Consider the following 22,784-nt stretch of genomic DNA (forward strand, 5'->3'; position numbering starts at 1 on the left):
CACCTGCGGCAGATGAAACCGCGCAAATCCCTTCCCCAGGTAGTCATCATCGGCCGCCCCAATGTCGGCAAATCCACGCTGTTCAATCGGCTGGTAGGCAAGAAACTTGCGCTTGTCGATGATCAGCCAGGCGTCACGCGTGACAGACGCATGGGCCATGCTGGCTTGCAAGGCCTGGAATTCGAGGCAGTCGATACAGCTGGCTGGGAAGACGAGGACGATGCCACCCTGCCGGGCCGCATGCGCGTGCAAACGCAGGTTTCCCTGAAAGGTGCAGATGCCGCGCTATTCGTGGTGGACAGCCGCGCGGGGCTGACCCCGCTCGACGAGGAAATCGGCCGCTGGTTGCGCCAGCAGGAAGTACCTGTCGTGCTCATCGCCAACAAGGCCGAAGGCAATGCCGGACAAAGCGGTATCCTTGAAGCCTATTCGCTTGGTCTGGGCGAACCGATCCCTGTGAGCGCTGAACATGGCGAAGGCGTGGCGGATCTCTACACCGCGCTTGCGCCACTGATCAGCGACAGGGCCGAATGGCTTGAGATCGAGGCAGAGGCCGAAGCCGCCATCGCCGCAGACGAAGCCGCAGCCAGAGCGCTTGCTGCAGCCGAAGCTGGCGAAGAACTGGAAGAGCTTGATCCGACCAGCCCCCTCAGCCTGGCTATTGTCGGGCGCCCCAATGCGGGCAAATCCACGCTGGTCAATCGCATGCTGGGCGAAGATCGCCTGCTGACCGGGCCGGAAGCGGGCATCACGCGCGATTCCATCGCCGTAGACTGGGAATGGGATGACCCGCAAAGCGGTGAAACCCGCATCATCAAGTTGATTGACACTGCTGGCATGCGCAAGCGCGCCAAGGTTGTCGACAAGCTGGAAAAGCTCTCTGTTGCAGATGGCTTGCGCGCAGTGGATTATGCCGAGGTGGTCGTCCTGTTGCTGGATGCTACGCGCGGACTAGAGGTGCAGGATCTCAAGATCGCCAGTCAAGTGGTCGAAGAAGGTCGCGCCTTGATGGTGGCGATCAACAAATGGGATATTGCGGAAGACCCCAGCGCCCTGTTCAATGGCATTCGCGGTGCGCTGGAAGAAGGGCTTTCGCAATTGCGCGGCGTCCCGCTATTTGCAGTCTCCGCAATGACGGGCAAGGGTTTGGATACGATGCTTGCGGCTGCGTTCAAGCTGCGCGAGGATTGGAGCCGGCGCGTTCCCACTGCCGCGCTCAACCGCTGGTTTGACGATGCTCTGGCAGCCAATCCGCCCCCCGCACCCGGCGGCAGACGCATCAAGCTGCGCTACATCACGCAGGTCGGAACGCGTCCGCCACGTTTCGTCATTTTTGGCACGCGACTGACCGATTTGCCCAATAGTTATGAACGCTATTTGCTCAACGGCATTCGCAAGGCGCTTGGATTTGGTGCCGTGCCCGTGCGCTTGACCCTCAAGAGCCCGAAGAACCCATATGATTCAAATCGCGGCGGCGGCGGTAAGTTCAGCGGTGGCCAGGGCCGGGATTAGCCGCTGCGACCTGGTGCGTTTTCTCAATGGGGTGAGTCGGTCACAACTTCGCTAAAAGTCTGATCCAAACAGCGCAGGAGCAAGACCTGGGCGTGAGAGACTGTGTCCACCGTTTTGGCCGAGATTTTGGCGGACACTGGGGATGACAGCTTCCTGATGACACCCAGCTTAATCTGCCGGAGCGCGTGCCACAGGCATTCCGCGCCACCAGATCCTCCGCCATTCTTCAAATTATCGACATCTTGTGAGCTGAGTCCGCACCTTCTTCTTGCAAATGCGAATGACTCGCGTTAGCAGCCCTCCCCGGACGCACTCTAGCTCGACATCGGGGGAAACAATTGATCCGCATTTCTACAAGCTCACTCGCCACAGCCTTGATCATCGGGGCGTCGCCCGCCTTCGCGCAGGAGGGTGACAGCGGGACCGGTGATGCCAATGCGGCAAGCACACAGACCAATACGATCCTTGTAACGGGCGCCTTGACGGGATTTGGAGCGACCAAGTCCGATACGCCAATCGTGGAGGTCGCGCGGTCAATCTCGATCGAGACGGCAGATGATTTCGACGATAAAGGGTTCCAATCGCTTGATGACGCACTGACATATATGGCCGGCGTCACGGCAGAGCCGTTTGGCTTCTCTACCCGCGGCGATTTCAGCCAAGTGCGCGGCCTTGATGCGCCGGAATATCGCGACAATCTTCAATTTCTGTTCGGATTTTACAACAATCCGCGACCCGATCTCTTCACGCTTGAGCAGGTCGAGGTCCTAAAGGGGCCAGCATCGGTCCTTTACGGGGCGGCATCGCCCGGTGGTATCATCAATGTGGTCACGAAAAGACCCTTCAATGAAACTGCAGGCGAAATTCGTGCTGAATATGGCTCATTCGATCGCATGCAGATTGCCGGCGACTTTAATTTTGCTGTGCCAGGCGCTGAAGACGAGGCCATGTTCCGCTTTGTGGGACTTTATCGTGATGCTGGGACACAGATCGATGAGGTTGAAGACAATAAGCTGGTCATCGCGCCCGCATTCACCCTGCGCCCCGCTAACGGGACAGAGATCACCTTGCTGGCGAACTATACCGATCAGGATACTGACACTGCCCATCAGTTCTATCCTGTGACGGGGACATTTTTGCCTTCGCAAGATGGTCGGAAAATCGACACGAGAGAATATTTCGGTGCGCCCGGCTTCAACGCCTACAAATCCGAAAGCTTCGCTGCCACGCTTTTGGCGGACCAGCAACTAACCGCCAATTGGTCGCTTGAAGGCGTGGCGCGTTATGTCGATTCCAGCTCTGACTATCGGCAAGCCTGGCCCTCCTTCCTAGGCAATGGTGTTCCGCGCATCGATGCCGATGGCAATGCCGGTTGGACCTTCTACCTGTCAGACCGCAAGTCCGAGCAATATGCGTTCGATATGCGTATTCGCGGCGAGTTCATGACCGGCCCGATCGAGCACGCCTTGCTGGCCGGCGTGCAATATCAGGACGTCATGACTGATGCCGACAATGCCTATCTCGACACCATCAACACGATCAACGTCTTCAACCCGCAATACCAGAACGTGCCGAGCGTCGCTGATGTGCGTGCGCAGCGGGTCGATGGGGCGGCTAATTTTGTCGAGGAGCTTGGCTTCTACATTTCCAACCAGATGACGCTTGGCGATCTCGTGGGCACGGCAGGTGTGCGTTTCGATCAGGTGGACAATGCAGTTGAAAACGGCGCTGCCCAGGAAGATGATGCCACCAGCTTCAGTGCTGGCCTCCTTTGGCGCGGCCCTGGCGGCATTTCTCCCTACGTCAGCTATGCCGAGAGCTTTGAACCTGTCGTGGGCGTCGATACGATGACCGGCGACCAATTGCTGCCGCAGCAAGGTCGCCAGTGGGAAGCGGGCATCAAGTGGCAGCCAGCCGGAGTGAATGCGCTGGTGACACTGTCGGCATTCAATATCGAGCAATCGAATCTCCCCAATCCCAATGCGCTGGTAGGCGGAAATTCGCAGCAGGAAGGCGTTGCCAAAATCAAGGGAATGGAGCTTGAAGCCAATGCGATTATCGGCGGCCTACGGCTGGACGGAAATCTCGGCTACCTTGATACAGAAGATCCCAATGGTCACCGGGTTACAGCTATTCCCGAATGGCAATCTTCGCTGTTCGCTCTTTACAAAATATCCTCCGGGTCCCTGCGCGGCCTGAGTTTCGGCGGCGGCATCCGACACGTAGGCGGAAGCGAGAGCAGTGGTATTTCCGCGCTCACGGGTGAAGTCCTGACCTACCGCACCAGCGGCTATACGGTTGGCGATCTTTCCGCCGCATTTGAATACGGATCGTGGGAGTTACGCGTTACGGCTCGAAACGTCACCAATGAGAAATATCTCACAGTCTGCCTCGTGCGCGGTGATTGTTACCCTGGGGAACGCGGCAGCGTGACCGGAACCGTTGCTTTCAACTTCTGATGGCTGTGCTTCCACAGTTCTGGTTTGCCGTAGCGCTTGGCATCGCGAGCATCGTGGTCCTGCGGCTTTCCTGGTCGCGACCATCGCGTTCCACATCGCTCAACGCGGTGGGCTGGTCGGGCATTGTGCTATCGGTGGTGCTGGCATCACTCACCTATGGAGCCTGGGGTGTTGCCGTTGCATCATTGTTCCCAATGGCGGCGGCGCTCCTATTGCTTCTGCCCTCGATTGCAAGTCAGCCTCGCTGGAAGCGCAAGCCTGTGGATCGCACGACAAGTGAGCGCCTGCCAGAAAGGCCTGAACCGGTACTTGGGCGACGCATCGCAAGCTTCATGATCGTAAGCCCTGCCGCGCTACTGGCAGCCGTTATGGCTGCTCTTGCGCTGCGGGTCTTATTCCTCTCGTTTGGCGGGGCAGAAGCAGATGCCAACGTCATTGTCCTTGCGTGCGTTCCCGTTGTCTGGGCCATTTTTTCAACAGCGCTGCTGATGATGGAATCGCGCGGCACGCAGGCTGCACTCTTGGCAGCAATAACGGTCCCATCCGTGCTGACTTCGATTCTCATAGGATAACCACATGGCATTGACGATCAGCAAGACCACCGTGAAGAAAGCACTCTCGGCCCATTCCTGGGTTGGCCTGGTTTGCTCCGGATTGCTCTATTTGATTTGCGTCACGGGCACTGTTGTCGTTCTCTTTGAAGAATGGCAGCGAATTGAGCAGCCCGGCGCGCCGGAAATGAGCGAAATTGAACCAGCAGCAATCCAACGCGCGATTGATAATGTGTTGGCGACCGAAGCAGGGCCGGAACCGACGACGCATCTCTTCGTCCACTTTCCAACCGAAGCCTTGCCCCGCACGACGATTACGACCGACACGCAGGCAGTGCATGTTGCGCAGGATGGGAGCATTGTTGCACCTGAGGAAAATGCGTGGGCCGAATTCTTACTTGCCTTGCATTACCGGCTTAACCTGCCGGCTATCGCGGGTATGACAATCGTCGGGATCATGGGGGCGATGATGCTCTCGCTCTCCCTATCCGGCATATTGGCGCATCCACGCATCTTTCGCGATGCCTTTCGCCTGCGCGCCCGCCGCCGGGACCAGACCGCATTGGCAGACTGGCACAACCGTCTTGCCGTTTGGACGCTTCCATTCGGGATCGCCATCGCGCTGACGGGATCGATGATTGGGCTCTATTTTGTTTCAGGCTTTGGGATGGCAAGTTCAGCCTACGATGGCGATGGCGAGGCGGTGACGACAGCCATTTTCGGTGCCGAGATCCAGACAAGCAGCGATCCGTCGCAATTGCCACGTGTGCAGCCGATCATGGATTACATGGCAGCAGAACAGACCGGCGTTGAACCCAATTATCTAATCTACCACGATCCGGGAACGCCAGCCCAGCACGTCCAGGTGATTGCTGCACATCCACAACGTCTGATCTTCGGAGAATATTACAATTTCGACGGTGAGAGCAATTTCATTGATATGGCAGGCATGGCTGACGGCACGACTGGTCAGCAAATGGCCGCCTCAATCTATAATTTGCATTTTGGCAACTTCGGCGGCCTGCCGGTCAAAATAGCCTACATCCTGTTTGGCAGCCTTCTCAGCGTGATTGTCGCGACGGGCCTTTATATCTGGTTCGCTAAGGAAAAGCGCAAAGGGCGGCCAAGGACCGGCGCAAGGGCGATCTGGAGTGGCCTGGTAATCGGAACGCCAGCAATGCTGGCGGTTACACTTTTGCTTCGGCTGCTGGTGGGTAACGCAGTGCCGTTCGAAGCCATCTTCTGGCTTGGGCTCATTGCTTGCACCATCGTCCCATATTTCCTTCGAAATACAAGCTTCACAGGCATGGCGACTACGGTCACAACGGGTGAACGGCTGGGGAATTAAACTAGGCTGGCGTGTTTCGGTGCTGCAGGGCGGACAGATCGCCGAGGGAAAATTGGTTCAGCCCGCCGCAGAACCGATATGCGTGGTCAGAGCAGTCATTCCACCTTGCTGTTCGATCTCACCCACAGCCTCCCACAGGCTCGCGCTGGAATTGCCGCCCAGAAGCGTCTCTGACTTGGCACGCAGGCGCGGCTCAATCACGTCGGGATTGCTGTCAGCCAGCACATCATGGCCTGCGTTAAGGACCCGGTCAGCCGCAGTCACACGCACTTCGGACGCGGTATCTGGAACGCTGTCATCCGCGACGACCCGCACCCGATCCCGCAGTGCGATCAGATCGTCACGCGCGCAGGTCGCGTCGCTGTAAACCTCAAGCGCGGACGTATCGAGTCCTGTAAGGCTCATCGCCGCAGTCAGGCGATAGCTAAACTTGGCTTGCAGGCCGGTCACGGGCTCAGGCTGATTGCAGACTGCAAGCCAGCGCGGATGGGTGCGGATCTCGACCGCCTCGATAGCACCCGGCTCCAGCCCCCTCGCCTTCACCTTGCGCAACGCCTCCAGCATCGCGTGCAGCCCGTGACAGCAGGCGTGGAACTTGTAAGAAATTCGGGGAAAGACCCACTCCGCGCCAAGCCCGCCCAAGGCCTCTGAATCAGCAACGCCGGCGTGGGTCGGGCCAAAGCCCTGCGCGCCCTCGATAGCCATTGGCGTGGAAGCCGCCCCCGCCTCGGCCAGAAGCGCGCAAGTCACGCCAACTTCGGCCGCGAAACCGGCGTTGAGCGGCTTGCCCATCGTGCCGAACTGGCTTTTCAGCCCAGCCGCGCGGGTTGCGGTCAGGCTCAGCGCCTCTGCCATCTGCCCGGCGCTCAGGCCCAGAATGCGCCCAGCTGCGGCCGTTGCTCCGAAAGCGCCCGAAGTGCCGGTTTGATGAAACCCCGCTTCGTAATGCGGCCGCCCGAGCCAGGCTCCGATGCGGCAGGCCGTCTCGAGCCCCACTGCCAACGCCTGCATGAACTCGCCCCCGCCTGCCCCTCGTGCTTCGGCCAGCGCCAACGCCGCAGGAATGACTACGACGCTCGGGTGCCCGATATGGCCGAAATGCGTATCGTCGTAATCCAGCGCATGGCTCGTTGCGCCATTGGCGAGAGCAGCAGCGGCCGGGTTTGTGCGCCCGCCACCAAGAAGGCTCGCATTGCCCTCCCCACCGCTCCTCTCAATCGCGACCTTCCGCACGGCGCGGGCCACCGGCTCATCTACGCCGACGATCCCGACCGTGATCCAGTCGAAGAGCGAGAAGCGCACGAAGCGCTGCATGGTAGGGTCGATCCGGCTCTCTGCGGAAGCGAAAGCGCCGAGGGTCTGTGCAACAGTCATGGTCCGGCCTCAGTCACAGATCGTCGTCCGCGCGGCAAGAAATTCCTGTTCAGGACGCGCGTAGATCTCCTGCGGTCGGCTGGACGGCGTGGAATTGATCGACAGCTATCCGCAGGTTGCGCCTGGCAAAACCGATGCGCCCGATCAGCGCATTGTCGCCTTGTCCCTGATCTCGGTGCTTATGCAGACTCTCTCAGCTTGAAGAGCCCGTTACCGATGGCGATCTGGTTGCGTTCCAGCACCCTCGTTCGGAAGGACCCATCGTTCCAGATTTCGGTGCGCAGCGTCTCGCCCGGAAAGACGACCGCCGTGAAACGCGCATCCATAGAGCCGAAGCGTTCCGCATCATAATCGCAAAGCACTGCAAGGAGCGCATGGGCTGCGCAACCAAAGCTGCAGAGCCCGTGCAGAATTGGACGCTCAAAACCTGCCTTTGCCGCAACCCGCGGGTCGAGATGCAGCGCGTTCGGATCGGCGTTCCAGCGATAATAAAGCGCCTGTTCGGGCCGCGTCGGCGTATCAAAGACATGATCGGGCGCGGTCTCAGGCAGTTCATGCACCGACTTCACCGGCCCCTGTGGCCCGCCAAACCCACCGTCCCCGCGCAGGAAGATCGTGCCCCGAGTGGTGGCCAACAGATCCCCGGTCTCCGCGTCGCGGATTTCCTTCTCGGAATAAAGCAGCGCACCGCGCCCCTCGCCCTTGTCGATCAGCCCCGTTATCCGGGTTTTGCCAATCACCGTGCCTTCGGGAGGCAAGGTGCGGTGGATAGTCATCCCTTGCTCACCATGGACGAGCTTGAGCGCATTGACCCCAGTCGCAGGATTGCCGAGCCAAAAGCCCGGATGGCCGAGCACATTGACGATTGCGGGCATTACGCAGCTGTCGTCGGCCAATGCGCCCACATAGGGCAGGGCGCGCATATTCAGTGGGTCCTGCCCCATTCCAATGGTCAGGCCGTAGTGCGCGACCTCTGCCGCGCCATAGCTCTGGCGCACCTCGGGAATATCGAAACCCATCAGAAAGTCATAGTCAATCGGCATCGGTCATGGCCTCCGCAGGTTCAAGTTCAATAATGGCATCGAGCGCGCAGGCTCCCTGCCCAACCGGCATCGCCAGCACTGGGTTGAGGTCGATCGACACCAGCCGCTCACCCGCGCCCGCGGCAAAGACAGAGAGCCGTGAGAGCATTTGTGCCAGCGCGTCAATATCAGCCGGGGGCTGGCCGCGCACACCCTGAAGGATTGCGGCACCGCGGATAGAGAGGATCATCTCTCGCGCAGTTTCGGGGCCGAAGGGGCAGGCGCGCACCGCAACGTCGTTCAACACCTCGACAAAGATCCCGCCGAGGCCGAAGACCGCCACAGGCCCGAAGGTCGGGTCGCGGTTGATACCCATCAGGCATTCAACCCCGCCTGAAAGCTGTTTTGCGACCAGCACCCCGTTCACCACAGCATGCGGCGCATGTTCTGCTGCCGCTGCAAGAATCGCGGCATAGACGGCGCGCACGCCCTTCGCATCCCGGATATTGAGCTTGACCGCGCCGATATCGGATTTGTGCAGGATATCGGGCGACAGGATTTTCATCACGACCGGATAGCCAAAGCCCTCGGCCGCTTCGATCGCGGCCTCTACATCCTGCACTCCGCATTCGGGCGCGGCGGCAATTCCGGCATGGGCCAGCAGCGCCTTGGACGCTGCTTCGTCAGGGGTTCCCGTCGGTAAGCCAACGGGTGTCACTTCAGGCAGCGGGGCGGCGGCCTGACCACGCGCGGCCCCAAGGCGCAGCACCGCATCAAGCGCACGGACCGCTCTGCAGGGATCGTTGAACACGAGAAGCCCCGCATCATCATAGCGGCGCAGCACCTCGCCCTCACCCAGTGCGCAGATGGCGATGATCCGGTCGGGGAAAGCCTCACGCAGCGGTGCCAGCGCCTGAAGGATAACGTCCGACATCGATCTACTGCCCGCCACATAGGTCAGGAAACACAGGATCGCGCCATAGCCCCCGTCTTCAAGACCCGCGCGAGTGAATTGCTCCAGCAGCGAGGGGTCGTTCAGCGCCTGCGCGGTGCAATCAAGTGGGTTCACCGGCGAGGCATAGGGCAGAACTGCCTTGAGCGCGGCCTGCGCCGCCTCGGGCATGGTGGGTATTGGCAGGCCGATACGCTCGGCTTCATCGCTGGCCACAATTCCGGCGCCGCCACTGACCGTTACGATGCCGAGCGAATGCTGCGCCGGGAAAACCCGCTTTGACGCAGCATAGGCGATATCCATCATCGTCTCCGGGTCGCGCAGAATGATCGCGCCGTGATCGGCCAGAACCGCATCGGCCACAATTGCATCGCCGGTGAGCGAGGCTGTATGCGAGGCCGCGGCCCGCGCGCCCACCGCAGAGCGGCCCGATTTCAGCGCCAGCACCGGTTTGCCCGCCGCCCGTGCCTCGTCAAGTGCGGCCAAAAGCGCAGGGGCCTGGTTGATCGCCTCCATATAGGTGCAGATCACGTCAATCGTCTCGCATTCTGCCATCCAGTGGATTGCATCGGCCACCGTGATGTCAGCCTCGTTGCCGGTCGTGATGAGGATTGATGAGCCAAGCCCCCGGTCACGCGCGAGCGCACCGAGATGCGCGCCAAAGGCACCAGACTGGCTCGCGATGCCAATGTTTCCGGGTTTCGGCAGCCCGGTATCGAGCGAGGACGAGAAGGTGCCGTAATAGCCGATGTCGACATTGTAGACACCCAGCGTGTTCGGCCCGAGTAGCCGGATACCATTCTCCCGCGCCATATCGATCAGCGCATGCTGCGCTGCCTCGCCCTCCGCACCTACCTCCGCAAATCCCGCCGAGAAGAGCGTCGCAACCTTGCAGCCCTTGCGGCCAAGCGCGGCGAGGGTTTCCGGCACAAGCTTGGCCGGAACCGCGATCAGCGCAGCGTCGGGTGCCTCAGGCAGATCATCAACGCTGGCATAGCATGGCAGGCCCTGCACCATTTCCCGCCTCGGGTTCACCGGAAGTATCCTTCCGGCGTATCCCGCGCGCAGCATTGCCGCGATTGGGCGCCCACCGATCCGTGTCACATCGTCCGAAGCCCCGATCACTGCGACCGAGCGCGGCGCGACCAGACCGTCAATATGGGCAAGCGTGGTCATAGTGTGGCGGCCGATCCCAGAATGGCGGTGCATTGGCTCGATAGCGTGCCGCCATTGCCGTGACAAAGTGCCAGATTGCAATCCGTGAGTTGCCGCTCGCCCACGTCGCCCCGTATCTGCGCAACTGCCTCAGTGATCAGGAAAAGCCCATACATCCCCGGATGCACGCAGGAGAGGCCGCCGCCATTGGTGTTGACCGCCAGTTCACCGCCCGGTGCGATCCGCCCGCCTTCAACAAAGTTGCCGCCCTCTCCCTTGGGGCAAAAGCCAAGGTCTTCGAGGAAGAGTATCGTGTTGATAGTGAACGCATCGTATAGCATCGCCAGATCGATATCGGATTGGTTGATACCCGCCATTTGCATCGCGCGCGGACCGCTCTCCGCCGCGGCTGTGGTGGTCAGATCGGGCATCGCCACGATCGAGCGGTGGTAATTTGCCCCGGCCGCGCCAAGAAAATAGACCGGCTTGCCGGGGAGATCCCTTGCTCGATCAGAGCGCACGAGGATAACAGCCGCCGCACCATCGGTCACAAGGCAACAATCGGCCGCTGTCAGCGGATCCGAGATCATCCGCGCCGACAGAATTTGCTCCTTGGTTAGCGGACCACGGGCGAAAGCCTCGGGGTTGAGATTGGCCCAGCCCCGCGCGGCCAGCGCCACATCGGCCAATTGCTCACGCGTGGTGCCAAACTGCGCCATGTGACGGCTGGCTGCCAGGCTGTAGGCGGTAATCGGATGGCGCGGCTTGTAGGGAGTCTCGTGCCATTGCGGCTCACTCATGGAGACAAGCCGCCCGCCCGCCGTGCGCTGGTTCGATCCATAGCAGACCAGTGCCACGTCGCAGAGCCCCGCCTCAAGCGCCAGCGTCGCCTGCAACAGATGCATTTCGAAGCTGGAGCCGCCAACATTGGTGCCGTCGAAGAATTTCGGCTTGAGACCGAGATATTCGACGACGCTCATCGTCGGGAAGGCATGGCTGCTGGTCGCGGCGAAGACTCCGTCGATGTCCTGCAGCTTGACGCCCGCATCGGCAACAGCCCCCACGGCCGCCTGACCGAGCAGTTCCATCGCCGAAAACCCAGGTGCCTCACCGATCCCGGCAGTAGCCATGCCCACGATAGCGGTCTTGCCGCGCAAATAATGCTGGCTCATGCCGCGTCCTCCTCGATCAGATCGAAGACCACGCGTGGGCCATCTTCGGTGGTTTCGATCCGCGCCTTGACCCGCGCGCCGATCGGGGCGGTTTCGATCGCGGGCAGCGTCGACATCATCCGCACTCCCTCATCCAGATCGATCAGCGCGACGTTCCACGATCCGTGGCGTGTCCGGTTGACGGTAATCGCATAGACCGTGCCGGTGCCGCCTGCCGTGACCCATTCCAGATCAGCTGCGCCCTGTGGCGTCACCACGCGAGGCCAGAAGACATATTCGCCCGTGCTGATTGCACGCTGGATCATGAACCGGCCCTCGGCCAGATATCGCTCATAGGTGGCCTGCGGCCCAACCGGCTTCGTCTCGGTGTCCATCTTTGCTGCTTACTCCTTAGTCTTTCCAGCCCAGAAACAGATGCGTCTGGGTAGTCACGCCCGCGACCTTGCCATCGCCACGCGTCAGCGTGACCTGCAACACCAGCGTCGTGCTTCCGACATGTACCGGCACGCAGCGCGCGCTCAGCCGATCGCCGACTTTCACCGGGCGCAGGAAATTGGTCTTGGCTTCCACCGTAGTGTTCGAGGTTTCGGCAGCGCTATTGATGAAGGCCGTGGTGCCCGCCGCCGTATCGGCGAGACTCATCAGCGCGCCACCATGCAGCACGCCGTTGCGGTTTGCCATCGCCTCTGTCACCGGCATTGAGCAGACGACCTCCTCTGGGGTCATGCGCTCGAATTCAATATCCAGCAGCGCCGCGAATTTGGAAACAGGCGGCATTTCCTCCAGGCTACGGGTCTTGCGTTCACTCACGATCAGGCAGCTCGTTCTGCCAGCGTGCGCCGCGCGATCACCAATTGCTGGATCTGGCTCGTGCCCTCGTAGATGCGCAGCAGCCGAATATCACGATAGAAGCGTTCAATATCATATTCAGCCATGTAGCCTGCCCCGCCGTGGATCTGCAGCGCGCGGTCGGCGATACGACCCGCGGCCTCAGTGCAGAAATACTTGGTGCAGGAGGCCTCAAGGATCGCCTTGCCGTTGCTGTCAAAGGTCTCGGCAGTCGCCCGTACCAGCGCACGCGCGGCATGCAGTTCGGCCTGACTATCGGCCAGCAGACCCTGCACCAATTGGTGCTCACCGATCGGTTTGCCGAACTGGTGGCGCGAAAGTGCATAGTCGGTAGCCAGGTCGAGCATGCGCTGGCCCTGGCCGACCGCCATCGCGCCAATATGGATACGCCCGCGATCAAGCACCTTCATCGCGGTAGGAAAACCCTGATGCAGCCGCTCTGGACCGCCAAGGATCGATGAAGCTGGCACACGCACATCCTCGAAAATCACGTCCGAGGTCTTGGTCCCGCGCTGGCCGAGCTTGCGGTCAGGCTTTGAGACGGTGATGCCAGGGATATCCGCCGGCACGATAAAGGCGGAGACGCCATCGGCGCCGGGTTTGTCAGGATCGGTGCGTGCAAAGACGGTGAACAGACCTGCGCGCACCGCGTTGGTGATGAAGCGCTTGGTGCCGTTGATCACAAAATCACCGCCATCGCGCCGGGCCGAGGTGCGGATACCTGCCGCGTCCGAGCCGTTGTCCGGCTCTGTCAACGCAAATGAGGTGATCACATCCCCGCTCGCTACACCCGGCAACCAGCGGCTTCTTTGCTCGGGTGTGCCGTCCATCACAATCCCTTGCGAACCAATGCCGACATTGGTGCCTATGAGCGAACGGAAGGTGAGCGAGGCATAGCAAAGCGCCTCAATCAGGCGTGCTTCCTGCGGAACATTGATGCCGATGCCGCCGAACTCCTCGGGGGTAGAAAGGCCGAAAAGGCCCATTTCCTTCATCTCGACGACGATATCCTCGGGGATATTGTCTTCTTCTTCGACCTGACGTTCTGCCGGGATCAGCCGTTCACGCGCGAACCGCTCCACCGTTACAAGAAGTTGTTCGAACACATCACTATCGACACCTGCCGCCATAGCCGCCTCCTCCCAAGGATTACTTTCGATCTAAGCTTGCCCTAGCAGCCATATTCTGTATAGTAAATATGACTTCATCAAGGGAATATCCATGGTTGACGAGGGCGTTCAGAAAGCCGTACCCGCAGTACAGAACGCCATCAGCATCCTGCGCCAGCTTGCGGCGCAAGGCCGTTCTATAGGCGCAACTCAGATTGCGCGCGAGACCGGGCTCAACGTGTCTTCAACCTTCAATATACTGCGCACGCTCACGAATGAAGGGCTTCTGAGCTTCGACCCCGAAGCCAAGACCTATCGGATCGGCATGGGGTTGATGGAATTCGCAATTCCGCTGCTCGGTGCCAATCCCGCAGATCTGATCCGCTCAACGCTGACCGCAATCGCCAAGGACCATCAGGTGATGATCGCGCTATGGCAGATCACGGAAAACCAGCGGATCGTGCTGACCGATCGTTTCACCGCCCCGCGCATCGTGCATGCGGTGCTGGCGCGCGACAGCCGCCTGCCTGTATTCGCGGGCGCGATCGGGCGGTGCTATGCGGCGGCAACCGGGCTCGACAAAAGCGCGACAAAGAAGGGCTTCGACACCGTCATCTGGCAGGACCCGCCTAGCTTCGAGAGCTATTGGGCGGATGTTCTGACAGCGCGCGAAACCGGCACGGCAAGCGATCGCGGGCAGCTTTTCCGCGGGCTCGACATCGTGGCAACTCTCGCGCTCGACGGCGAGGGAGTACCGCGGCTCGGCATGAGCAGCATCACTATCGCGGGGCAACAGACAGAGGAGAGCCTGTCGGCTGTGGCCAGTGCCCTGCGCGGCGCGGCCGAGCAGATCGAACGCTGCATCTTCTGTCGCCCCACCCCGGGCTGAACCCCGGTTTCACGACCATACGACACGGATAAAACGGAGAAGACATGTCTGGAACGAAGCCCCTGGAAGGGAAAGTCATGCTGGTAACCGGTGCAGGCGGCGGCATCGGCAGGGCAATCGCAATGGAGGCAGCCAAGGCGGGGGCCTCCGTCGTGGTGAACGATATCGGTGCCTCGCTCGACGGACGGCGGGAATCGAGCGCCGCAGCCCAGGATGCAGTTACCGCAATCGAGGCGATGGGCGGAAGCGCGGTCGCAAACGGCGATGATGTCTCAGAGCCGGCGGGCGCACAGGCAATGGTGAAACAGGCAGTGGATTCCTTCGGCCGACTGGATGCGGTGGTGAACAACGCCGGCATCCTGCGAGATTGCTTCTTCCACAAGATGAGTTTCGAGGATTTCGATGCGGTGGTGAAGGTCCATCTTTACGGCACCTTCAACGTCAGCCGCGCCGCAGTCGACGTGATGCGCGAACAAGGCTCGGGCAGCCTGATCCACATGACTTCAACCTCCGGCCTTATTGGAAATCTCGCGCAGGCGAACTATTCCGCCGCCAAGCTTGGGGTGGCGGCACTGTCAAAGTCGCTCGCTCTCGATCTGCGGCGTTGGGGTATCCGTTCGAACTGCATCGCGCCCTTCGCCTGGAGCCGGATGACCTCGTCGATCAAGGTCGACAGCCCCGAGCAGGAGGAGCGCGTGAACCGGATGAAGGAGATGTCGCCCGAAAAGATCGCTCCAATGGCGCTCTATCTCGCGTCGGATGCGGGGGCTGAAACCACCGGCCAGATCTTCGCCGTGCGCAACAACGAGATTTTCCTGGTGTCGCAGCCGCGACCCGTCCGCTCGGTGCAGCGTAGCAAGGGGTGGGATCTCGATAGCGTTACCAGCCACGCGATCCCGGCACTGCGCGGCAGCTATGTTCCGCTCGATGTCTCGGCGGATGTGTTCTGCTGGGATCCGGTGTAATCGCGCTGAGTCACCTTCGGCCCTACCGGAGGCGCAGGGACAGAGCCGGCGGGTCGCCGCTGGCAAAGGAAAACTTTTCGGGACATCTGTAGGTCCATTCAGAAATTTGATTTATGGCTTGGCGCATTCGATGGTCAGGCAATGCGCAACACGCCGCGCCGCAAGACCCCGAAGGAGGCACTGTGTACGACCAATCCAGCGACGAATTTCAGGACATCCGTGACGCCGTGCGCGCGCTCTGTGCCGATTTCCCCGACGAATACCACCGCAAGATCGACGAGGCCCGCACCTATCCCGAGGAATTCGTCGAGGCGCTGACCCGCGCGGGCTGGATGGCCGCGTTGATCCCCACCGAATATGGCGGCTCCGGGCTCGGGCTGGCTGAGTCCGCGGTGATCATGGAAGAGATTAATCGCGCAGGCGGCAATTCCGGTGCTTGTCACGGGCAGATGTACAATATGAACACGCTGGTACGGCACGGCTCCGAGGAACAGCGGCAAAAATACCTGCCCCGGATTGCGAGCGGCGAACTACGCCTGCAATCGATGGGCGTGACCGAGCCCACTACTGGCACCGACACTACTCAGCTCAAGACTACTGCGGTTCTCAAGGGCGACAAATATGTCATCAATGGCCAGAAGGTATGGATCAGCCGGGTCCAGCACTCTGACCTGATGATCCTGCTCGCACGCACAACGCCACTGTCCGATGTGAAGAAGAAATCCGAAGGGCTTTCGATCTTCATTGTCGATATCAAGGAGGCGATGAAATCGGGCATGACGGTGCGCCCGATCCCGAACATGGTCAATCACGAGACGAATGAGCTTTTCTTCGATAATCTGGAGATCCCGGTCGAGAACCTGATCGGCCAGGAGGGTCAGGGCTTCAAATACATCCTGACCGGCCTCAATGCCGAGCGCACGCTGATCGCAGCGGAATGCATTGGCGATGGCTATTGGTTCACCGATCGTGTGGTGAAATATGTGAGTGAGCGCAACGTCTTTGGCCGTCCGATCGGACAGAACCAGGGCGTGCAATTCCCGATTGCCGAGGCCTATATCGAAATCGAGGCCGCGAACCTGATGCGGCAGAAGGCCTGCCGACTTTATGATGCCGATCTACCCTGCGGGGCCGAGGCAAATATGGCGAAATATCTTGCCGCGAAGGCCAGCTGGGAAGCAGCGAACGCCTGCCTGCAATTCCACGGCGGCTTCGGTTTTGCTTGTGAATACGATATCGAGCGCAAGTTTCGCGAAACCCGCCTCTATCAAGTCGCGCCGATCTCCACGAACCTGATCCTGTCTTATGTTGCCGAACATATCCTCGGCCTGCCGCGGAGCTTCTGATGCGCCCCCTCGACGGTATCAAGGTGATCGCAATCGAACAGGCCGTTGCCGCGCCCTTCTGCACTTCGCGTCTGGCCGATGCAGGTGCCGAGGTATTCAAGATCGAACGTCCCGAAGGTGATTTCGCCCGCGGTTACGATGATGTGGCCAAAGGGCAGTCCAGCTATTTCGTCTGGCTAAACCGCGGCAAGCACTCGCGCACGCTCGATCTCACATCGACCCAAGGCCAAGCTGAGTTAGAGAGCCTGCTGGCCGGGGCAGACATATTGGTACAGAATCTCAAGCCAGGGGCACTGGCGCGGCTCGGCTTTTCCTTTGATCGGCTGACTCGTGAATTTCCGCGTCTGATCACCTGCTCGATCTCGGGCTATGGCGAGTATGGCCCGATGGCTGAGCGCAAGGCCTATGACCTGCTGGTGCAGGCGGAATCGGGCTTGTGCTCGATCACCGGTGGGCCGTCCGAACCTGCGCGGGTGGGCATTTCGGTGGTCGACATCGCGACCGGTGCCACCGCGCAATCGGCCATCCTCGAGGCGTTGGTCCGACGCGGGACGACCGGACAGGGCGCCAACATCTCTATCTCGATGTTCGATGTCATGGCCGATTGGCTGACGGTGCCGCTCTTGAACCACGAAGGCGGCAAGAGCCCTAGGCGGGTGGGTCTCGCGCATCCCTCAATCGCGCCCTATGGTATGTTCGTGGCAGCGGATGGCGCGCAGATCCTGCTTTCCGTACAGAGCGACCGGGAATGGGCCAAGCTCTGCACCCACTTCCTCAAAAACCCGGATATGGCCACCGATCCCCGGTTCGCCAGCAACCTCGCGCGGGTGGAAAACCGATCCGAGACTGATGCCGCCGTCGCCGCAGCTTTTGCCAGCATGACTGGCGACGCCGCCATCGCCGCGCTCTTGCGTGCCGATGTGGCCGTGGCGCGGGTCAACGACATGGCTGGGCTCGCCGCGCATCCGCATCTGCGGCGGATCAGCGTCGACACGCCTAATGGCCCCGTATCCTACCCGGCGCCCGCGCCGGTCTGGGACGACGAGAGCCGAACTTATGGCCCCGTCCCCGTCCTCGATCCGCTGGAGAATTGAGCCATGCAGGCGACTGACGCACTCGATATGGACTCGCTACGTAGCTGGATCGGCCGCACCGAAGAGGTGTCCGAACTGCTGACGTCGACGCTGGTCGAACGGCTTTACGCGACGCTCGACCGTGAAGGGCCCGTGACGGAAGGAGCCGAGGCACCACTGCTGATCCATCATTGCCTGTGCCAGCCCGCCGTGCCCACCTCGGCGCTCGGCCCCGACGGACACCCTCCGCGTGGTGGCTTTCTGCCGCCTGTTCCCCTGCCCCGCCGGATGTGGGCGGGTAGCGCCATAAATTTCCACAGCGCTCCCCGGATCGGCGAGCAAGTAACCCGCCGCTCAATCATTGACGACGTGACGCTCAAGGAGGGGCGCTCGGGGCGGCTCTGCTTCGTCACCGTCTCGCATCAAGTTTATGCTGGCGGGCGCGAAGTCCTGCATGAGCGCCAGGACATCGTTTATCGTGACGTGCCCCCAGCTGACACGCGCCCTAGGGCGTCACCGTCACCCGCCCCCACAGGTGCCGCCCAGCGCGAGATCCGGCCCACGCCGGAGCTGCTCTTCCGATATTCTGCGCTGACCTTCAACGGCCATCGCATTCATTACGATTATCCCTACGCGACCGGCGAAGAAGGCTATCCCGGCCTTGTCGTCCAAGGTCCGCTTCAGGCGATGCTTCTGGCGCAATATGCCGAGGAGCTGCGCGGCTGCGCCCCGGCGCGGTTCAGCTTCCGCAGCCTCTCACCAATCTTCGGTGAAGCGCAGTTCACGCTCAATGCGCGCGAAGAAGATGGCGCGACGGCCCTCTGGACTGCGGGCGCAGGCGGTCCGATCGCGATGGAGGCCCGCGCGGAATGGTGAAGCCCCGAGGCGATCGTGGCATGGCACTCATCGACTTAGGTAGTTGGCGGAGCGGGTGGGATTCGAACCCACGATACGGGGTTACCGTATACACACTTTCCAGGCGTGCGCCTTCGACCACTCGGCCACCGCTCCGCATGCCTGTGAGGCAGAAAGCGGGCCACTAGACGAGGTACGGGCCGATGACAAGCATGCTGCGAAACACTATTGGCTGATGCATGGCGCGCAAAATTGCAAATGCACCTTCAACCGCGGAAATGGAAGCGATGGCGCGCACTGCGCTTGACCGCCTGCCGGGACGATTTACCGCGCAAATGGGGGAGATAGTGCTGCTGGTGGAAGAGTGGCCCGACAAAGCCCTTCTGGAGGGTTTCGGCATTGAAAACCCCCTCGGATTGACCGGCGTTTACGAAGGCCTCCCGCTGACAGAACGCAGCATTGAGCATAGCGGCACCATGCCTGACCGCATTCGTCTGTTTCGTCGCCCCATCCTCGATGAATGGGCGGAACGCGGGAACGAGACGCTGGAGCATCTGGTGGCGCATGTCGTCATCCACGAAGTCGGACATCATTTCGGCCTGTCAGACGAGGACATGCACGCGCTGGAGGACATGGCGGGCTGAACGCTTGCCAAATCACGGCGTTTTGGCAGGATGGTTTGCATGAGAACATGCCTTGCCCTTGCCGCTCTTTCCTTTGTCATCGCCGCGCCCGCATTGGCGCAAGAGCAACCCGCTCCGGTTACGCCCGGATCGGTCATCGAAAGTGCCGCGCCGGAGGAATGGCACAGCATCGCTGCTGAAGACCTTCTGGTGATGGAGCTCGCGCCCGATGCTGCGGGCGAGCCGCGAACAATTGTGATCCAGTTGATGCCAGCCCCGCTTAGCCAGCCGTGGGTCGAGAACATCCGCACGCTGGCCCGCGCACAATATTGGGACGGCAGCTCGATCAACCGCGTGCAGGATAATTACGTGGTGCAATGGGGGCAGCCGGACGAAGGCTCGGGCGGGACGGTTAAACCGGTGCCGGAAGGGCTGAATGTTGTGCCGGAGAGTGCATATACGGTCGATTTTGCGCCCGGCTTGTTTGGCGGCAGAATTTACCATCGCGACGGGGCGCGGGACGAAATCGTGCGCATCGAGCCTCGCCCTTTCCCGCACGGTCCGCGTCCAAACAGTTTTGCCGATCCCTATGCCGATGCGGTCGGCTTTATCGGCGGCTTTCCAGCCGCTGCGGCCATGGAATTGACACGCGATGCCGACATTGTCAGCCGACCAACACAAGCCTGGCCTACCCATTGTTATGGAATGGTAGGCGTTGGCCGCGATGTTTCACCTGATACAGGGGATGGCTCACAACTTTACACCGTGATTGGCCACGCACCCCGCCATCTTGATCGCAATATCGCGCTGGTGGGACGCGTTATCGAAGGCATGGAACATCTTTCCAGCCTGCCGCGCGGCACCGGACCGCTGAGTTTCTATGAGACGGAGGAAGAGCTGGTGCCGATCCTCTCCTTTCGTATTGCCACTGACCTCGCCAACCCTCCGAGGTTTGAGTTTCTGGACACGGGCAGCGTAAGCTTCGAACGCTACATCGCAGTGCGGGCCAACCGGCACGATGATTTTTACAATATACCCGCAGGCGGCGTAGACATTTGCAACGTGCCGGTGCCTGTCCGTCGTGCCGGAGACTGAGCCGCACGGGTGACAAAGGTGACAGGGTGTCACCCGGCCAAATTGCTGTTTTAGCGCGTATTATCAAACACGTGAAATAATTCGGCGAAGGTGACACTTCTGCGGTGCAAAACGTTTGGCAGTAACGGCGATGGGAAAGAGCGCCATTGTCATGAGCTTGACACGACTTGTAGGAAAGCCGCTAAATCCGGTCGGCCTGCGCCACTGCATCGCTGGCGCGGAGCGAGCTGATGATGCGGGTGAGATGTGCCAGATCCTGGACTTCTATATCCACTTCATAAGTGTGGAATGGCTCATCACGGTGGGTCAGCTCAAGATTGATGACATTGGAATTGTTGCGTGCAAACACGCCGGCCATTTCCGCAAGTGTGCCAGCCCTGTTGTAGAGGACGATGTTGAGCCGTCCGATCGCCCCACGTGAACGCTCGCCCCAAGACAGATCGACCCAATCAGCATCGACGCCATTGGCAAGTTCGAGGCAATCGATAGCATGCACTTGCACGCCAACCCCCTTGATACGCAGGCCGACGATGCGATCTCCGGGAACGGGGTGGCAACACTGGGCCAACTCGAACGCCACGCCGGGTGGCAGCCCCTTAATGGAAATCGCCCGCCCTTGCGAAAGCTCTTTGGGCATATCCGCGGTGCTGCCGGGCACAATGGCTTCCATGACATCGCGATCAGACAGTTTGGACGAACCGATCGCATACATCATGTCTTCGACCTCGGCGAACTCAAGTCGCTCTGTCGCCTGCGCAATCGCTTTTTTGCCGACCTTGGTGGGCAGCCGTTCGACAATTTCATCGAACAGCTTGCGCCCGATTTCGGCTACCTCGTCACGCTCTTTCATCCGGACTGCGCGGCGGATGGCAGCGCGTGCCTTTCCGGTAACGACGAAACCCAGCCAGCTTAATTGTGGCTGGGCATTGCCACTCTTGATGATCTCCACCACGTCGCCATTATTCAGCGGCGTGCGCAGCGGCATGTGCCGCCCGTTGATTTTTGCGCCAACGGTTTGCGCGCCAAGATCGGTGTGCACGGCAAAGGCAAAATCTACCGCCGTTGCACCTTTCGGCATCTGGAACAAAGAACCGCGCGGAGTGAAGGCGAATATGCGATCCTGGTAAATCGCCAGCTTGGTATGTTCGAGAAGTTCCTCGGCATCATGGCTGGCATCGACAATCTCAATCAGATCGCGCAGCCAGCCAACGGCGCCATCGGGCCGGTCGCCCTGCTTATATGCCCAATGCGCGGCGAGACCGAATTCATTGGTCTGATTCATTTCCCGCGTCCGGATCTGCACTTCAACGCGCATGGACCGGTCATAAAACAAGGTAGTGTGCAGGCTGCGATAACCATTGTTCTTCGGCGTGGAGATGTAATCCTTGAACCGCCCCGGCACGAATTGAAACGTTCGGTGCAATTTGCCCAGTGCGCGGTAACAATCCTCTGGATTCTCGGTCAGCACGCGAAAGGCCATGATGTCGGAAATCTGTTCGAAGGGAAGATGCCGCTCCGCCATTTTGCGCCAGATCGAATAGGGGTGCTTTTCGCGCCCCCAGACACCGACATCCAACCCGGCTTCAGACAGCGCCTGCTTGATATCGAGTGCAATGCGATCGACCTGCCCGGTATCTGTCTGCCGCAATTGTTCGAGCCGCTTGGTGATAATGTCGTAGGCTTCGGGCTCAAGCTGCTCGAATGCCAACAGCTGCATTTCGCGCATATATTCATACATACCCACCCGCTCTGCCAGCGGGGCGTAGATATCCATCGTTTCGCGGGCGATACGGCGGCGCTTGTCCGGGTTTTTGATGTGGTGAAGCGTGCGCATGTTATGCAGCCTGTCCGCCAGTTTCACCAGCAAGACACGCAGGTCTTCGCTCATTGCCAATAGGAATTTGCGCAGGTTTTCAGCGGCGCGTTCATCCTCCGGCATCTGTTCGATTTTGGAAAGCTTGGTTACCCCGTCGACCAGCCGAGCGACCTTCGGTCCGAAGTTTTTCTCCACATCCTCAATCGTGGCCAGCGTGTCCTCGACCGTATCGTGGAGGAGCGCGGTAATGATCGTTTCCTGATCGAGCTTCAGATCAGTCATCAGTCCGGCGACTTCTACCGGATGGCTGAAATAGGGATCACCCGATGCGCGCTTCTGGCTACCGTGTTTCTGCACCGTATATACATAGGCGCGGTTGAGCAGCGCCTCATCAGCGTCGGGATCATATTCCTTGACCCGCTCAACAAGTTCGTATTGGCGCAGCATTATTTCAATGTGCGGTGCAACACGTGTTTCGGCAAGCGGAAATGCATCTGCTATTGCAAGATTTGCAAGTTGGCGAAACACATGCACTGGTCCGGTGCTCTGGGCGAAGGCGATTTCTCCACCCGGAATGGCGAAGTCACTTGAAGCAGTTGCGTAGCAGCGCAGTCCGGAC

Annotated in this window: 19 protein-coding genes and 1 tRNA gene; 11 read left to right on the plus strand and 9 right to left on the minus strand. The window is 60.3% G+C overall.

Annotated features, from left to right (window positions below):
• The first annotated feature begins 12 nt into the window (after positions 1-12).
• From der to CP97_RS12610, 4 genes are all read left to right on the plus strand, one after another.
• Positions 13-1,512, plus strand: a complete 1,500-nt coding sequence (gene der / locus CP97_RS12595) for a ribosome biogenesis GTPase Der (RefSeq protein ID WP_048886244.1) — start codon at positions 13-15, stop codon at positions 1,510-1,512.
• A 338-nt stretch (positions 1,513-1,850) separates the two neighbouring features.
• Positions 1,851-3,971, plus strand: a complete 2,121-nt coding sequence (locus CP97_RS12600; protein ID WP_048886245.1) for a TonB-dependent siderophore receptor — start codon at positions 1,851-1,853, stop codon at positions 3,969-3,971.
• A complete protein-coding gene (locus CP97_RS12605) occupies positions 3,971-4,543 on the plus strand; it encodes a hypothetical protein (protein WP_048886246.1) in 573 nt (190 codons plus the stop codon). The genes CP97_RS12600 and CP97_RS12605 overlap by 1 nt, the downstream gene beginning before the upstream one ends.
• 4 nt (positions 4,544-4,547) lie before the next feature.
• Positions 4,548-5,870: a PepSY-associated TM helix domain-containing protein gene (locus CP97_RS12610; protein WP_053106640.1), complete on the plus strand. Its 1,323-nt coding sequence runs from the start codon at positions 4,548-4,550 to the stop codon at positions 5,868-5,870.
• Positions 5,871-5,927: 57 nt separating this feature from the next.
• On the opposite strand, the gene CP97_RS12615 is transcribed toward CP97_RS12610, so the two are convergent.
• The 7 genes from CP97_RS12615 to CP97_RS12645 all read right to left on the minus strand — a co-directional run bounded on the left by CP97_RS12615 (position 5,928) and on the right by CP97_RS12645 (position 13,524).
• The gene (locus CP97_RS12615; RefSeq protein WP_048886247.1) at positions 5,928-7,244 is read right to left on the minus strand and encodes an MmgE/PrpD family protein; all 1,317 of its coding nucleotides are present in this window, start codon (positions 7,242-7,244) and stop codon (positions 5,928-5,930) included.
• A gap of 179 nt (positions 7,245-7,423) precedes the next feature.
• On the minus strand, positions 7,424-8,287 hold the full coding sequence (locus tag CP97_RS12620) for a MaoC/PaaZ C-terminal domain-containing protein (protein WP_048886248.1): 864 nt from the start codon (positions 8,285-8,287) through the stop codon (positions 7,424-7,426).
• Positions 8,277-10,394, minus strand: coding sequence for an acetate--CoA ligase family protein (locus CP97_RS12625; protein ID WP_048886249.1), 2,118 nt, complete (start codon positions 10,392-10,394; stop codon positions 8,277-8,279). The genes CP97_RS12620 and CP97_RS12625 overlap by 11 nt, the downstream gene beginning before the upstream one ends.
• Positions 10,391-11,545: a thiolase gene (locus tag CP97_RS12630; protein ID WP_048886250.1), complete on the minus strand. Its 1,155-nt coding sequence runs from the start codon at positions 11,543-11,545 to the stop codon at positions 10,391-10,393. The genes CP97_RS12625 and CP97_RS12630 overlap by 4 nt, the downstream gene beginning before the upstream one ends.
• Complete coding sequence (locus CP97_RS12635) at positions 11,542-11,919, minus strand: Zn-ribbon domain-containing OB-fold protein (RefSeq protein WP_048886251.1); 378 nt, start codon at positions 11,917-11,919, stop codon at positions 11,542-11,544. Before CP97_RS12635 ends, CP97_RS12630 begins: the two co-directional genes overlap by 4 nt.
• A 16-nt stretch (positions 11,920-11,935) precedes the next feature.
• On the minus strand, positions 11,936-12,355 hold the full coding sequence (locus CP97_RS12640) for a PaaI family thioesterase (protein ID WP_149036475.1): 420 nt from the start codon (positions 12,353-12,355) through the stop codon (positions 11,936-11,938).
• Positions 12,356-12,357: 2 nt separating this feature from the next.
• Complete coding sequence (locus tag CP97_RS12645; protein ID WP_048886252.1) at positions 12,358-13,524, minus strand: acyl-CoA dehydrogenase family protein; 1,167 nt, start codon at positions 13,522-13,524, stop codon at positions 12,358-12,360.
• 91 nt (positions 13,525-13,615) lie between these two features.
• On the opposite strand from CP97_RS12645, the gene CP97_RS12650 reads away from it, so the two are divergent.
• From CP97_RS12650 to CP97_RS12670, 5 genes are all read left to right on the plus strand, one after another.
• The gene (locus CP97_RS12650; protein WP_048886253.1) at positions 13,616-14,392 is read left to right on the plus strand and encodes an IclR family transcriptional regulator; all 777 of its coding nucleotides are present in this window, start codon (positions 13,616-13,618) and stop codon (positions 14,390-14,392) included.
• Between the two features lie 77 nt (positions 14,393-14,469).
• Entirely contained in the window at positions 14,470-15,357 is an 888-nt protein-coding gene (locus tag CP97_RS12655) for an SDR family NAD(P)-dependent oxidoreductase (RefSeq protein WP_335622392.1), read from the plus strand.
• A gap of 182 nt (positions 15,358-15,539) precedes the next feature.
• Positions 15,540-16,703 (plus strand): acyl-CoA dehydrogenase family protein, encoded by a 1,164-nt coding sequence (locus CP97_RS12660; protein ID WP_048886998.1) that lies wholly within the window; start codon positions 15,540-15,542, stop codon positions 16,701-16,703.
• A complete protein-coding gene (locus tag CP97_RS12665; protein WP_048886255.1) occupies positions 16,703-17,797 on the plus strand; it encodes a CaiB/BaiF CoA transferase family protein in 1,095 nt (364 codons plus the stop codon). Before CP97_RS12660 ends, CP97_RS12665 begins: the two co-directional genes overlap by 1 nt.
• A 3-nt stretch (positions 17,798-17,800) precedes the next feature.
• Positions 17,801-18,652 (plus strand): HTD2 family dehydratase, encoded by an 852-nt coding sequence (locus tag CP97_RS12670; RefSeq protein WP_048886256.1) that lies wholly within the window; start codon positions 17,801-17,803, stop codon positions 18,650-18,652.
• Between the two features lie 44 nt (positions 18,653-18,696).
• Here the strand turns inward: CP97_RS12670 and CP97_RS12675 are convergent.
• Positions 18,697-18,787, minus strand: a tRNA-Ser gene (locus CP97_RS12675).
• Between the two features lie 83 nt (positions 18,788-18,870).
• Between CP97_RS12675 and CP97_RS12680 the strand changes: the two genes are divergently transcribed.
• Positions 18,871-19,275, plus strand: coding sequence for a metallopeptidase family protein (locus CP97_RS12680; protein WP_048886257.1), 405 nt, complete (start codon positions 18,871-18,873; stop codon positions 19,273-19,275).
• Between the two features lie 39 nt (positions 19,276-19,314).
• Positions 19,315-20,349, plus strand: coding sequence for a peptidylprolyl isomerase (locus CP97_RS12685; protein WP_048886258.1), 1,035 nt, complete (start codon positions 19,315-19,317; stop codon positions 20,347-20,349).
• A 181-nt stretch (positions 20,350-20,530) separates the two neighbouring features.
• Here the strand turns inward: CP97_RS12685 and CP97_RS12690 are convergent, their stop codons facing one another.
• Positions 20,531-22,612: a RelA/SpoT family protein gene (locus CP97_RS12690; RefSeq protein ID WP_048886999.1), complete on the minus strand. Its 2,082-nt coding sequence runs from the start codon at positions 22,610-22,612 to the stop codon at positions 20,531-20,533.
• Positions 22,613-22,784 lie beyond the last annotated feature (172 nt).

It is taken from the genome of Aurantiacibacter atlanticus, assembly GCF_001077815.2.
Lineage (GTDB): Bacteria > Pseudomonadota > Alphaproteobacteria > Sphingomonadales > Sphingomonadaceae > Alteraurantiacibacter > Alteraurantiacibacter atlanticus.

What these genes read in the sequence shown, in the direction of transcription:
- CP97_RS12620 (WP_048886248.1), bottom strand. Translation starts at nt 8,287, where the DNA reads ATGCCGATTGACTATGACTTTCTGATGGGTTTCGATATTCCCGAGGTG.
- CP97_RS12615 (WP_048886247.1), bottom strand. Translation starts at nt 7,244, where the DNA reads ATGACTGTTGCACAGACCCTCGGCGCTTTCGCTTCCGCAGAGAGCCGG.
- CP97_RS12610 (WP_053106640.1), top strand. Translation starts at nt 4,548, where the DNA reads ATGGCATTGACGATCAGCAAGACCACCGTGAAGAAAGCACTCTCGGCC.
- CP97_RS12680 (WP_048886257.1), top strand. Translation starts at nt 18,871, where the DNA reads ATGGCGCGCAAAATTGCAAATGCACCTTCAACCGCGGAAATGGAAGCG.
- CP97_RS12630 (WP_048886250.1), bottom strand. Translation starts at nt 11,545, where the DNA reads ATGAGCCAGCATTATTTGCGCGGCAAGACCGCTATCGTGGGCATGGCT.
- CP97_RS12655 (WP_335622392.1), top strand. Translation starts at nt 14,470, where the DNA reads ATGCTGGTAACCGGTGCAGGCGGCGGCATCGGCAGGGCAATCGCAATG.
- CP97_RS12685 (WP_048886258.1), top strand. Translation starts at nt 19,315, where the DNA reads ATGAGAACATGCCTTGCCCTTGCCGCTCTTTCCTTTGTCATCGCCGCG.
- CP97_RS12665 (WP_048886255.1), top strand. Translation starts at nt 16,703, where the DNA reads ATGCGCCCCCTCGACGGTATCAAGGTGATCGCAATCGAACAGGCCGTT.
- CP97_RS12650 (WP_048886253.1), top strand. Translation starts at nt 13,616, where the DNA reads ATGGTTGACGAGGGCGTTCAGAAAGCCGTACCCGCAGTACAGAACGCC.
- CP97_RS12605 (WP_048886246.1), top strand. Translation starts at nt 3,971, where the DNA reads ATGGCTGTGCTTCCACAGTTCTGGTTTGCCGTAGCGCTTGGCATCGCG.
- CP97_RS12645 (WP_048886252.1), bottom strand. Translation starts at nt 13,524, where the DNA reads ATGGCGGCAGGTGTCGATAGTGATGTGTTCGAACAACTTCTTGTAACG.
- CP97_RS12635 (WP_048886251.1), bottom strand. Translation starts at nt 11,919, where the DNA reads ATGGACACCGAGACGAAGCCGGTTGGGCCGCAGGCCACCTATGAGCGA.
- CP97_RS12625 (WP_048886249.1), bottom strand. Translation starts at nt 10,394, where the DNA reads ATGACCACGCTTGCCCATATTGACGGTCTGGTCGCGCCGCGCTCGGTC.
- CP97_RS12690 (WP_048886999.1), bottom strand. Translation starts at nt 22,612, where the DNA reads ATGCTGCGCCAATACGAACTTGTTGAGCGGGTCAAGGAATATGATCCC.
- der (WP_048886244.1), top strand. Translation starts at nt 13, where the DNA reads ATGAAACCGCGCAAATCCCTTCCCCAGGTAGTCATCATCGGCCGCCCC.
- CP97_RS12670 (WP_048886256.1), top strand. Translation starts at nt 17,801, where the DNA reads ATGCAGGCGACTGACGCACTCGATATGGACTCGCTACGTAGCTGGATC.